The organism is Rossellomorea pakistanensis (assembly GCF_016908495.1).
GTDB classification, from domain to species: domain Bacteria; phylum Bacillota; class Bacilli; order Bacillales; family Bacillaceae_B; genus Rossellomorea; species Rossellomorea pakistanensis.
Genome location: NZ_JAFBDZ010000003.1, coordinates 674387 through 687171 on the forward strand (window position 1 = coordinate 674387; position 12785 = coordinate 687171).

General features: G+C 37.7%; 10 protein-coding genes. All 10 read left to right on the forward strand.

Features of this window, described 5'->3' with window-relative positions; genetic code table 11:
- Positions 1 to 10: 10 nt before the first annotated feature.
- The 10 genes from JOC86_RS17180 (at position 11) to JOC86_RS17225 (ending at position 12774) form a co-directional block, all read left to right on the forward strand.
- A complete protein-coding gene (locus JOC86_RS17180; protein WP_205174126.1) occupies positions 11 to 1279 on the forward strand; it encodes a methionine gamma-lyase family protein in 1269 nt (422 codons plus the stop codon).
- A 150-nt stretch (positions 1280 to 1429) separates the two neighbouring features.
- Positions 1430 to 1840: a MerR family transcriptional regulator gene (locus tag JOC86_RS17185; protein WP_205174127.1), complete on the forward strand. Its 411-nt coding sequence runs from the start codon at positions 1430 to 1432 to the stop codon at positions 1838 to 1840.
- Between the two features lie 38 nt (positions 1841 to 1878).
- Complete coding sequence (gene glnA / locus JOC86_RS17190; RefSeq protein WP_205174128.1) at positions 1879 to 3213, forward strand: type I glutamate--ammonia ligase; 1335 nt, start codon at positions 1879 to 1881, stop codon at positions 3211 to 3213.
- Between the two features lie 553 nt (positions 3214 to 3766).
- Complete coding sequence (gene eutB / locus JOC86_RS17195) at positions 3767 to 4744, forward strand: hydroxyectoine utilization dehydratase EutB (RefSeq protein ID WP_419096099.1); 978 nt, start codon at positions 3767 to 3769, stop codon at positions 4742 to 4744.
- Between the two features lie 292 nt (positions 4745 to 5036).
- A complete protein-coding gene (locus JOC86_RS17200) occupies positions 5037 to 6734 on the forward strand; it encodes a PucR family transcriptional regulator (RefSeq protein ID WP_205174129.1) in 1698 nt (565 codons plus the stop codon).
- A 280-nt stretch (positions 6735 to 7014) separates the two neighbouring features.
- The gene (locus tag JOC86_RS17205; RefSeq protein ID WP_205174130.1) at positions 7015 to 8202 is read left to right on the forward strand and encodes a M24 family metallopeptidase; all 1188 of its coding nucleotides are present in this window, start codon (positions 7015 to 7017) and stop codon (positions 8200 to 8202) included.
- 27 nt (positions 8203 to 8229) lie between these two features.
- A complete protein-coding gene (locus JOC86_RS17210) occupies positions 8230 to 9234 on the forward strand; it encodes a cyclodeaminase (protein ID WP_205174131.1) in 1005 nt (334 codons plus the stop codon).
- Positions 9235 to 9248: 14 nt separating this feature from the next.
- Complete coding sequence (locus tag JOC86_RS17215) at positions 9249 to 10448, forward strand: cystathionine gamma-synthase family protein (protein ID WP_205174132.1); 1200 nt, start codon at positions 9249 to 9251, stop codon at positions 10446 to 10448.
- Positions 10449 to 10481: 33 nt separating this feature from the next.
- A complete protein-coding gene (locus JOC86_RS17220; protein WP_205174133.1) occupies positions 10482 to 11729 on the forward strand; it encodes a M20 metallopeptidase family protein in 1248 nt (415 codons plus the stop codon).
- On the forward strand, positions 11719 to 12774 hold the full coding sequence (locus JOC86_RS17225; protein WP_205174134.1) for a homoserine dehydrogenase: 1056 nt from the start codon (positions 11719 to 11721) through the stop codon (positions 12772 to 12774). Before JOC86_RS17220 ends, JOC86_RS17225 begins: the two co-directional genes overlap by 11 nt.
- The last annotated feature ends 11 nt before the right edge of the window (positions 12775 to 12785 follow it).

Below are 12785 nucleotides of genomic sequence, written 5' to 3' on the forward strand. Positions count from 1 at the left end.
GGAGAAAGTAATGTTTGAACAACTAAAGTATGGAAGCAAGCTTGAACCGATTGTGAAAGAAATTGAAAACCTAATCAGTCCACGTCATAATGATGTCGATCAACTAGCAGAAAAAAATCAATTTCGAGTGTTAAAAGCGTTTCAGGATCATAAGGTAAGCGATTCGCATTTTATTCCTACTACAGGGTATGGATATGACGATAACGGAAGAGATACTCTCGAGAAAATATATGGTGATGTTTTTGGAGGAGAAGCAGGGCTAGTACGCCCGCAAATCATCTCTGGGACTCACGCTATTTCGATTGCTTTATTCGGTGTGTTGAGACCTTGGGATGACCTATTATATATAACGGGAAAGCCTTATGACACTTTAGAAGAAATTGTAGGCATTCGTGGATCTGGGGTAGGCTCTCTCAAAGAATATGGCATTGGTTATCAATCAGTTCCATTGACTAAAGACGGATCAGTGGATTTCAGTGCTGTAAAACATGCCATGACATCAAAAACGAAAATGATCGGTATACAGCGTTCAAAAGGGTATGCCACTAGACCTTCGTATACAATCACACAAATAAAAGAAATGATATCATTTGTAAAAGAAATAAATCCCGAAGTGGTTGTATTTGTTGATAATTGTTATGGAGAATTTGTTGAAGAACTAGAACCTTGTCATGTTGGGGCCGATTTAATTGCAGGTTCTCTCATTAAAAATCCCGGTGGTGGAATAGCAAAAACGGGTGGATATATAGTAGGGAAGAAAGATCTCGTTGAAGCATGCTCTTACCGTATGACTTCACCTGGTATTGGTGCAGAAGCTGGGGCATCCCTTTATAGTCTGCAAGAAATGTATCAAGGTTTCTTTCTTGCACCACATGTGGTTGCACAATCCTTAAAAGGAGCCATTTTTACTGCAGCACTATTAGAGGAAATTGGAATGAATACGAATCCAAAATGGGATGATTCAAGAACGGACTTGATCCAATCCGTTCAATTTGATTGCAAGGAGAAAATGGTTGCGTTTTGCCAATCGATCCAATATGCATCACCTGTTAATTCTCATTTTACTCCGTATCCAAATTACATGCCTGGATATAAGGATGATGTCATCATGGCAGCGGGTACCTTTATTCAAGGAGCAAGTATTGAATTATCTGCAGATGGACCCATTCGTCCTCCATATCTAGCCTTTGTTCAAGGTGGATTAACTTATTCTCATGTTAAAATTGCGATATGCATAGCATTAAATCAAATGATTGAAAAAGGTTTATTAGAATTATAAATAGGATAAAAGAGTAGTCAGTCCTAAATGGGCAAGACTACTTTTTTTACGAATAAATTTTCATGTTATAAAATATAACATGTGTTTGACAATTTATCTAACATAACATATAATAAAATTATCAGTTAGGAAAGAAAAGGAGGAATCATGATGAGCGGAAGTGAAATTCGTCGTGGAATGCCACTTTTTCCAATGGGAATTGTCATGCAGCTTACCGACTTATCAGCTCGTCAAATTCGTTACTACGAAGAACATCAGTTGATTTCACCAGCGCGTAACGATGGGAATCGTCGGGTGTTTTCCTTAAATGATATTGATATGCTCTTAGAAATTAAGGACTTATTAGATCAAGGTATCAATATGGCAGGGATAAAGAAAATCTTTGCTGTAAAAAATGAAAAACTAGAAACGAAAGAAACAGTTCAGCAGGAAGAGGAAAAAGTAAGACGTAACCTATCTGATGAAGAATTAAGAAAACTGTTACGTAATGAACTTGTTCATACAGGGCGGTTTAATAAACCTTCATTAAGACAAGGAGATATGTCACGCTTCTTCCATTAATATAAACTTTTTATTATTTAGAGGAGGAATTTTGACAGATGGCAAAGTATACTAGAGATGATATTAAAAAGCTTGCAAATGAAGAAAACGTAAAATTTATTCGTTTACAATTTACGGATATCCTAGGAACTATTAAAAACGTTGAAATCCCTGTAAGTCAGTTAGAAAAAGCATTAGATAATAAAATGATGTTTGATGGATCTTCGATTGAAGGATTTGTACGTATTGAAGAATCAGATATGTACCTTTTCCCTGATCTAGACACTTGGGTAGTATTTCCGTGGACTGCAGAAAAAGGGAAGGTTGCACGTTTAATCTGTGATATTTACAATCCAGATGGAACTCCATTTGAAGGCGATCCACGTAATAATCTAAAACGTGTTCTTAAGGAAATGGAAGAACTAGGATTCACTGATTTCAACCTTGGGCCAGAGCCAGAATTCTTCCTATTTAAATTAGATGTTGAAGGACAACCAACACTTGAATTAAATGATAATGGCGGCTATTTTGACTTAGCTCCAACTGATTTAGGTGAAAATTGTCGACGTGACATTGTTCTTGAGCTTGAAGAAATGGGATTTGAAATTGAAGCGTCTCACCATGAAGTGGCTCCAGGACAACACGAAATTGATTTTAAATATGCAAGTGCATTAAGAGCTTGTGATGATATTCAAACGTTTAAGCTTGTTGTTAAAACCATTGCACGTAAACACGGGCTACACGCAACATTTATGCCAAAGCCACTATTCGGTGTGAATGGATCAGGAATGCATTGTAATATGTCTTTATTCAAAAATGGAAAAAATTCTTTCTTTGATGAAAAAGGAGATTTACAATTAAGCGATACGGCACGCCAATTCCTAGCGGGAATTATTAAGCATGCTACAAGCTTTACAGCGATTACAAACCCAACAGTTAACTCATATAAGCGTCTTGTACCTGGATATGAAGCTCCATGCTATGTAGCTTGGTCTGCACAGAACCGTAGTCCGTTAATCCGTATCCCTGCATCACGTGGATTGAGTACTCGTGTTGAAGTGCGCTCTGTGGATCCTGCAGCTAACCCTTACTTAGCGATGTCAGTACTTTTAGCGGCTGGACTTGATGGAATTAAGAATAACATGACACCACCTAAGCCGATTGATCGCAATATTTATGTTATGAATAAAGAAGAGCGAGAAGAAGAAGGAATTATTGATCTACCTGCGACATTACACAATGCTCTTGAGGATCTTAAGAAAGATGAAGTCATGATCAAAGCATTGGGCGGTCACATCTTCGAACACTTTATTGAAGCAAAAGAAATTGAATGGGATATGTTCCGTACGCAAGTACATCCATGGGAAAGAGAACAATATTTGCAAATGTATTAATAGTTGTTTTTTGAAAAGTCATGTTCATTTGAACTGGCTTTTCTTTTTTATTTTGAAAAGGGTTTTGGTAATTGTAAATACAACATATGATTAAGTGTATTTTAAAAAATCAAATTGAGTATAGAGAATGATTTTTCCATTATTATGAAAGGTCGTATTCTAAAAGATTGTTGTTTTTTAAGAAAATAAATCTTAGTAAAAAGGTTGGTCTTCGCTGCAGGTGGGAGACTCCTGAGGGGATGTGGGGCAGAAGAGACTTAAGCAGGTGCAAGGCGAAGAGAAGGCTCACCACCGGCCCCGCGGAAAGCGAGCATCCTTACGCTGCAACCAACTCCTTTTCAAATAACCCGAAAACAGGCTTTGAGAATGAAAAAACTTGAGAAACTAGTCTTTATTGAGAATGTATATAGAAAAAACTGTATGAAAACTTTCTCTTATTTATAGGCAGTTTGGACAATTGATAACAGAATATTCCTAATATATAATCTTTAGTATTATCTTCAAGGAGGGAAGAACGATCACTTATTCTAATACTCAAAAACAGAAAACAGATATCTCTTTGCGTAACATTTGGGAAGCAAGAAAACGAATATCTTCAATTGTAAGTAAAACACCGTTGATTGGATCTTCTATTCTATCAGAAAAAATAGGTCGTCCAGTTTATTTGAAGCTTGAAAATGTTCATGAGGTAGGAGCGTTTAAAGTAAGAGGTGCCGCAAATAAAATAGTAAGTCTAAGTGAAGAAGAAAAAAATCGTGGGGTTGCAACGTTTTCTACAGGTAACCATGGGTTAGCGGTCGCATATGTGGCAAAAAAACTTGGGATTGAAGCAACTATTTGCATTTCAAATCGAGTACCACATGCAAAAGTAGACTCATTACGGAGATTGGGAGCCAGCATTGAAATAGTAGGAGAAGACCAAGATACTGCTGGGGAGCGTTGCTATCAGTTAGAAGCGGAAAAGGGATTGACGGTCATACAGCCATTTGATGATCCTTATGTTATTGCAGGACAAGGTACCATTGGCTTGGAGCTAATGGAAGAGATTCCAAATCTAACCGATGTGGTGGTACCACTCTCGGGGGGAGGGCTTCTCTCCGGTATTGGTTTGACATTAAAATCCATTGAACATGATATAAGAGTGACCGGAGTTTCCATGGAGCATTCAGCTGTAATGTATGAAAGTTTAAAAGCTGGTAAACCAGTAAAACTAAATGAATGTGAGACACTTGCTGATAGTTTACTAGGAGGAATTGGACTAGATAATCAATACACGTTTCAACTGGTTCAAAAGTATATGGATGATTTGGTGCTCATTCCTGAAAATGAGATTGCTTATAGTATGGCATTTATGATGGACAAACACCGAATGATTATGGAGGGAGCGGCTGCAACAGGGGTTGCGGCAGTTTTGGGAAATAGTATCCCTCATCAAAATGGAAGTATCGCCATTATTATCAGTGGGCAAAACGTAGATCTCTCTGTTTTGTCGAAGCTAACCGAAAATTATCTTCTTGATAATAATGATTAATAGTGGAATTTGATAAAGCGAATGTTGAAAAATGCTCCCTTGGGCATGTTTCATTATTATTTATCTATTTTTTTATCCCTTAATTTACTATCAAAAAACTTACTGACATCATTTTACTACTTATGAGTTGGCAGAATGAGCCATAGACAAGTACGGCTTTATTAAAAGAGAATGAATAAACTGAATTTTTTTATCCCTCAATGATTATTAAATGATACAATAATAACGATAGTTTTTTTAAAATAATATATTTTTGTAGTTTTTAATCTTCAGTTGGTTAGAGGGAGGCAGCATGAGATTATCAATACAAGATGTTTTAAATTACGAGATTATGAAGAATGGTAGAATTATTACTGGAAAAGAATTTGCTAATGAACGACATGTCCAATGGATTTCCGTAATTGAGATGCCGGTGGAAAATTTTGTTCGTAAAAATGAAGTGGTATTGAGTACTGCTATTGGATGCCATCAAGATGTTGAATTATTTAAACAGTTTGTACAAGATATAATAGATTCTGAAGCATCAGCTCTTATGATCGCTTTAGGAAGGTATGTTTTCGATATTCCTAAAGAAGTCATTGAACTAGCTGAAATGAATAATTTCATGATTATTGTCATTCCATGGGAAATCCGTTTTGCTAGTATAATTGAAGAAGTGATGAAGGAAATAAATGGAATGCAGTATCAGGAACGTGAAAAGTCCGAGAAAGTACAGCAGGAGCTATTAAAGTTAATTCTAAAAGAAACGGATCTAAAACTTATTTCAAAATTAATCCAAAGACATATTGGTTGTCCAATCATTATTACTGACCGTTCAGGTTCCATTCAAGAAAAAAGTAATTATACTAGAGGGTTTGTTAATAATTGGAAGAATTACGTCTTCCGGGGTATCCTTCCTTCAAGGAGAGATAAATCACTCATTACGCGTGATCCAATGTTTCAGAAATTTCAAATGATTAAAGTAGAAGATCAGACTGTTCTGCAGCTGCCGGTTTTGCAAGTTTCAGGGGATGCACAAGGCTATTTATTTGTGATGCTGCCAACAAATACATCGGTCGAATCGTTTTTAACCCAGTTTCGAGTAAATGTTTTAGAGCATTCAGCGACAACCATTGCATTATGGCTTTCAAGAAAAAATGCTATTGAAGAAACGAAAATGCGGCTTCGTAGTGATTTTGTCCAAGAGCTTGCTAAAGGTGAGTTTATTTCTTATGATCAAGCCAATTCAAGAGCCAAATTACTGGGATATAATATAAAGCGCCCATTTGTTTGTATTGTTGGGCTTCCTGAAAATTTAAAAGGGCTGTTTCAAAAGAGAAAAAAAGATTATGATTCATTTGAGCACTGGCTTGAAAGTATGATTCTTTATATTGAAGAGGAAATTTATTATGCAGCCCAATCATTAAAGAGAGAAGTGATGATGACATACCAGGGAGAACAATTGCTAATTTATCTTGAGGTTCAGCATAATATTGAAAATGAAAACGCCACCAATTTCTTGGATCTTGTGGAAAGACGCTTGCGTAATTTACTTCCAGAAGTTGTTATATCATGGGGAGTTGGAAACCATAGTGAGGATTACAAAGGGTTTTCTGAAAGTTACCAAAATGCTAATGTAGCTTTGAATATAGGAAGACGTAAAAAAGGTATAGGATATCGTATGATGTATGAGAATACTCGTGTTGATCGAGTTCTCCTAAACCTTTCTAAAAATGAGGAAATGAAAGAAGTTATTATGTCAACCATTGATCCATTGGTCCAATATGATGAACAGCGTAATATGGATCTAATTGGAACCTTCAGTGCATATAATCAAAGCCATGGAAATGTAAGTCAAACGGCGAGGTCATTAAATTTACATAGACAGTCCTTATTGTATCGATTAAGAAAAATTGAATCCTTGACAGGTCTTTCTCTTATTGATCCAGATGATTTATTTTTGTTGGATTTAAGTATAAAGACATGGAAGATAGGGATGGCTGATAAATAACAGGAAAAAACAAAATAAAAAAGCAGACCGTTATGGAAATCATTTTCATGACGGTCTATTTTTTGTGGAATAAATACTCCTTAAAGAATCTTTTTTTTAAACATTTTCTATAAATTCACTTAATTCTATATTTTTTGATAATTTGACTAGAAACTTGATAAAAACTTCATACATTTTTGCAGATGATACATTTTTTGCAGATTAATTATAATGAATTCACAGTTACATAATTCAGAAAATTATAAAAGTGAAATTGAGTCCTAACAGGAGGAATGTAACCATGTCATTTGGAACAGCAGAGTATAAAAAGAGAATTCACGAAACGAAAGAAAAAATGGCAGCAAAAGGGATCGAAGTATTGCTGATTACAGATCCAGCTAATATGAATTATTTATCTGGTTATGACGGTTGGTCTTTCTACGTCCATCAGATGTTAGTCATTATAAATGATGAAGACCAACCGATTTGGATTGGGAGAGGCCAGGATGCCAACGGTGCTAAATTAACGACTTGGCTTTACCACGAAAATATCATTCCTTATCCTGACGAATATGTGCAATCCGATACGAGGCATCCAATGGACTTTGTAGCTGATATTTTAAAACAAATTGGCCAAGATAATCGTTCCATCGGTGTTGAAATGGAAAACTATTATTTTACAGCAAAATGCTATGAGCAACTGAAACTAGGATTGCCAAATGCCTCGTTTCATGATGCGACACTTCTTGTAAACTGGGTTCGTATTGTGAAATCTGATACAGAAATTGAATATATGAAACGCGCTGGAAAGATTGTTGAAAACGCAATGATGGCTGGAATCGAATTGGTGAATGAAGGTGTCCGTGAATGTGATGTTGCAGCCAAAATCTTCCATACTCAAATAGCGGGAACACCTGAATTTGGTGGGGATTATCCAGCGATCGTTCCACTACTTCCATCTGGAGAGAAGACATCAACACCTCACTTAACATGGACAGATCAACGCTATAAACAAGGAGATACGGTGATCTTAGAATTAGCTGGATGCTACAAGCGCTATCATTCACCACTAGCTAGAACGGTGAATATCGGTCAGCCTTCCGACAAAATACAAACGCTTTCAAATATTGTTGTGGAAGGGTTGAATGCTTGTCTTGACATGATTAAACCTGGTATCGCGTGTGAAGAAATTGAAGAAACTTGGAGAAAAACAATCGAGAAAAGCGGCATTATAAAAGAACATCGACTCGGTTATGCAATGGGCCTAAATTATCCACCTGATTGGGGTGAGCATACTGCTAGTATCCGTAAAGGAGATAAAACCATTCTCAAACCAAATATGACATTCCATCTAATACCAGGTATTTGGTTAGATCAGTATGGATTTGAAGCAAGTGAATCATTCCGAGTAACGGAAACGGGATGTGAAACATTTGCAACACTCCCAAGACAGATGTTCATCAAAGATGGAGTCCTGACAAAAAATTAGAAACATTAAAGGAGGTGAAGAAGGAAAGTGATTATATTTACAGAGCAAGATCTCAAACAACATGTCCGATTAAATCAAGAAGCGATCCCCATTATCGAAGAAGCATTTACAAAGCTAGCAAATAATGAAGTAGAGATGCCGCCGATTATGAGAGTGGATGTTCATGATCAAAATGGAGAAGTGGACGTAAAAACTGCATATGTAAAAGGCAAAGATATGTTTGCAATAAAAGTATCTTCCGGATTCTTTAATAATTTTAAGCTGGGACTTCCAAGCGGGAACGGACTAATGATGTTGATTAGTACTCAAACCGGCATTCCACAGGCACTTCTTTTAGATAATGGTTATTTAACCGAAGTTAGAACCGCAGTGGCTGGAGCAATTGCTGCAAAATACCTTTCAAGGGAAGACAGTGAGACCGTTGGGGTACTTGGAGCAGGGAGTCAAGCACGATTTCAGGTAAGAGCATTAAAGCTTGTGCGTGATGTCAAGAAGGTACTTGTTTATTCGCGTTCAACTGATCGCGCAAAAAAATATGCAGCAGAAATGAAGGCGGAAACGGGCATTGAAGTCGAAGTAATCGATTGTGCGGAACAAGTTGTTCGAAGCAGTGATTTAGTTATAACCACAACACCTTCAAAGGAGCCGATTATTAAAGCGGAATGGCTTCATCCTGGTCTTCATATTACAGCAATGGGATCGGATGCTGAACATAAGCAGGAATTGGAAACGGAAATATTAGTCCGAGCAGATATGCTTGTCTGTGACACGATTAAGCAATGTGCTAGATTAGGAGAATTACATCATGCCCTTGACAGTGGAGTTTTGACAAACGATTCAACCATTGTTGAGCTTGGTCAACTAACATCTAAGGAACTGACAGGTCGTGAAAATGAAGAACAAATAACGGTTTGTGATTTAACGGGAACGGGTGTGCAAGATACAGCAATTGCGTTGTTTGCATATAACGAGATGTTGAAACGAAATTTAGGTCAACAAGTTGAAAATAAAACAGTATCATTAAAAAACTAATAAGGAGTGTTCATATGACAAACAAAAACATTCAGGTAGGTACGAAATCAGTATGGGCAGGGGAAAAAGAATATCTAGTGCATGGTGCAACGCAAGTGCCGGTCGTTCTAAGTGTAGCTTATGGCTACGATGATATGGATGAGTGGTATGATGTAGCGATTGGCAAGAAGAAAGGCCATATTTATGGACGAAATACAAATCCGACTGTTCAAGCTTTTGAGGATAAAGTGAAAATTCTTGAAGGTGCAGAAGCCGCAACAAGCTTCTCAACGGGAATGGCTGCGATAAGCAATACACTATCTACATTTCTATTACCAGGTGATCGAATTGTCTCCATTAAAGATACTTACGGTGGCACGAACAAAATCTTTACAGAATTCCTCCCTCGCCAGCAGATTAATGTGGTTCTTTGTGAAACGGGCAATCATGAGCAAATTGAAGCAGAAGTAGCAAAAGGCTGCAAAATTTTATACTTGGAAACACCAACTAATCCAACAGTCAAAATAACGGACATTGAGCGAATGGCAAAAGCTGGCCGAGATGCAGGTGCGCTGGTCATTGTAGATAATACTTTTGGTACACCGATTAACCAAAACCCACTGTCATTAGGAGTAGATTTAGTGCTTCATAGTGCAACAAAATTTCTTGGTGGGCACGCAGATGCATTAGGCGGTGTTGTGTGCGGATCTCATGAACTTGTAGAAAAAATTTATCATTACCGTGAAATTAACGGGGCAACAATGGATCCAATGGCTGCTTACTTAACATTACGTGGAATGAAAACCCTCCATCTTCGTGTACGTCAGCAAAGTGCTAATGCAATGGCCCTTGCTGAGTATTTACAAACAAAAGATTTAGTTGAAGGTGTGTACTACCCAGGGCTTAAAACACATCCACATCACGACATTGCGAAAAAGCAGATGAAAGATTTCGGTGGAATGCTCAGTTTTGCTGTAAAAGGCGGAGTAGACACAGTAAGAGAACTTTTACCAAGATTACAATTTGCAAACCGTGCTGCTAATCTAGGTGCTGTAGAAACAACAGTAGGGCCTGCTCGTACAACAAGTCATGTTGAATGTACACCAGAAGAGCGTGCAGCAATGGGGATTCCTGAAGGGCTTATTCGCGTATCCTGTGGAATTGAAGATATTGAAGATCTAATTGCGGATTTTGAGCAGGCATTCAATCATGTAGAAAGTGCTTTGCAAGTATAAAGGCAACTTGATTCAAAATGAGGTGAGTAATGAATGAAAAGCGATCATCCTTTTGTTGAAAGAGTAAACAACTTATATGACCAATTGATTGAATGGAGAAGAAGATTTCACCAACTTCCCGAACTCAGCTTTCAAGAGTTCGGGACCTCCCAATTTATTGCTGAAACGTTACAAATGATAGATGGAATGAAAGTAGAAAGAGGGATTGGTGTAGAAACAAGTGTTGTCGGTACCTTTAGTACAGGAGAAGGTCCTACTATTGCGATAAGAGCTGACATGGATGCACTCCCGATTACAGAAGAAAATAAGTCAAATTATAGCTCAAAAAATGAAGGTGTCATGCATGCTTGTGGTCATGATGCACACACAGCGATTTTACTAGGTGTTGCAACGATACTGGCTGATGTTATTAAAAAGGGTAAACTAAAAGGTACAGTCAAATTTGTATTTCAGCCTGCAGAAGAAAGTACAGATGAAAACGGACTTTCTGGAGCTCCTTATATGGTGAAAGCAGGGGTTTATGACAAGGTAGATGCTGCGATTTCCCTTCATATGTGTCCTTGGCTACCTGTAGGTGAACTACAGATAAGTGATGGATATAGTATGGCAAATGTTGATGTATTTGAGGGTAAAATTTATGGAACAGGTGGCCACGGAGCATATCCTGAACTTGGGACAGATCCCATATGGATGCTTGGACCAGTCATGCAAGCGCTGAACGGTATTGTCTCACGCAAAGTATCCGCATTAGATGCAGCAGTTGTCAGTATAGGTCAAGTACATGCTGGGACGGCCAATAATATTATACCTACGGAAGTGACGATTTCAGGTACAATGCGCAGTTATTCACCTGAAGTTCGGGATTTATTAGCATCAGAATTAAAGAAAGCGTTTTCAATAGTTGAACATTTAGATGGTCGTTATTCTCTTACAGTCGAAAGAGGTGAGCCGGCTTTGAATAATAGTGTAATGGTCAATCATTGGTTTAGAGAAACAATTACTGAGCTATTTCCTGAAATTCAGATTACTCATTCTCCATTCGGAATGGGCGGAGAAGACTTTGGTTATGTGACACAGGAACTTCCTGGTTCCATGTTCTTTCTAGGGTGTAAACAAAAAGACGGAATTCAAAGGGATTTACACACACCGAATTTTGATATTGACGAAACTTGTTTACCAATAGGGACAGCCATTCTCGCTCATTCAGCTATTAAGTTATTAAAAGGTGAGGTTAAATTACCAATCAATCAAAATATGGAGGTGCAAACACATGGCGCATAAACTTGCATTTATTGGTTTTGGTGTAGTAGGTCAAGGACTAGCCGAAATCTTACGGAATAAAAAAGTAGCTTTAAAACATGAGGAAGGCTTTGAAGGAGAAATTGTTGCGATTTCAGATCTGATGAAAGGCTCGATCTATCATCCCAACGGACTTGACATCACTACAGCTCTTCAAGTATTAAAGGAAACTGGCAATCTAGAAAACTATCCAAATTCTCCAGGGCTTATAACTGGATGGGATAGTCTAAAAACAATCCGTGAAACAAATGCAGATACGATTATTGAGGTATCTTATACTGATGTAAATACTGGCCAACCAGCTATTGATCATTGTAAAGCCGCATTCGAAAGTGGAAAAAATGTTGTCATGACAAATAAAGGACCTGTCGCACTTGCTTACAAAGAGCTTTCTGAAATTGCCAATAAACATGGTGTTTACTGGGGATTTGAGGGAACTGTTATGAGCGGAACACCCGCATTACGAATGCCAATCGTTACATTAGCAGGTAATGATATTACCGAAATACGAGGTATCTTAAATGGGACAACTAACTATATCCTAACCCAAATGGAGGCTGAAGGTGTTTCCTATGAAAGTGCATTGAAAGAGGCACAGGAGCTTGGATTTGCTGAGGCAGATCCTACAAGTGATGTAGAAGGGTTTGATGCAAGATACAAAATTGTGATTTTAGCAAACTATGTCCTGAAGGTACCTCTGGCTGTTGATGAGGTGTCTTGCGAAGGGATTACAGGTATTACTTTAAAAGATATCGAAGAAGCAAAAGCAGAAGGAATGCGTTGGAAACTGTTAGCGAAAGTACGAAAAGAAAATGGCAATGTTATCGCCTCCATTGCACCTGAAAAAATTAAAGTTACAGATCTGCTTGCCTCAATCAATGGGGCTACTAACGCAATCACTTATGAATGTGATTTATTAGGAACTGTGACATTAAGCGGTGCAGGTGCGGGAAAAGTTGAAACGGGATTCTCCCTCTTAATTGATTTAATTAACATTGATCGTGAAAGACAATTCGCTAAAATCTAATGGGAAAGGCG

What these genes read in the sequence shown, in the direction of transcription:
- JOC86_RS17180 (WP_205174126.1), top strand. Translation starts at nt 11, where the DNA reads ATGTTTGAACAACTAAAGTATGGAAGCAAGCTTGAACCGATTGTGAAA.
- JOC86_RS17185 (WP_205174127.1), top strand. Translation starts at nt 1,430, where the DNA reads ATGAGCGGAAGTGAAATTCGTCGTGGAATGCCACTTTTTCCAATGGGA.
- glnA (WP_205174128.1), top strand. Translation starts at nt 1,879, where the DNA reads ATGGCAAAGTATACTAGAGATGATATTAAAAAGCTTGCAAATGAAGAA.
- JOC86_RS17200 (WP_205174129.1), top strand. Translation starts at nt 5,037, where the DNA reads ATGAGATTATCAATACAAGATGTTTTAAATTACGAGATTATGAAGAAT.
- JOC86_RS17205 (WP_205174130.1), top strand. Translation starts at nt 7,015, where the DNA reads ATGTCATTTGGAACAGCAGAGTATAAAAAGAGAATTCACGAAACGAAA.
- JOC86_RS17215 (WP_205174132.1), top strand. Translation starts at nt 9,249, where the DNA reads ATGACAAACAAAAACATTCAGGTAGGTACGAAATCAGTATGGGCAGGG.
- JOC86_RS17220 (WP_205174133.1), top strand. Translation starts at nt 10,482, where the DNA reads ATGAAAAGCGATCATCCTTTTGTTGAAAGAGTAAACAACTTATATGAC.
- JOC86_RS17225 (WP_205174134.1), top strand. Translation starts at nt 11,719, where the DNA reads ATGGCGCATAAACTTGCATTTATTGGTTTTGGTGTAGTAGGTCAAGGA.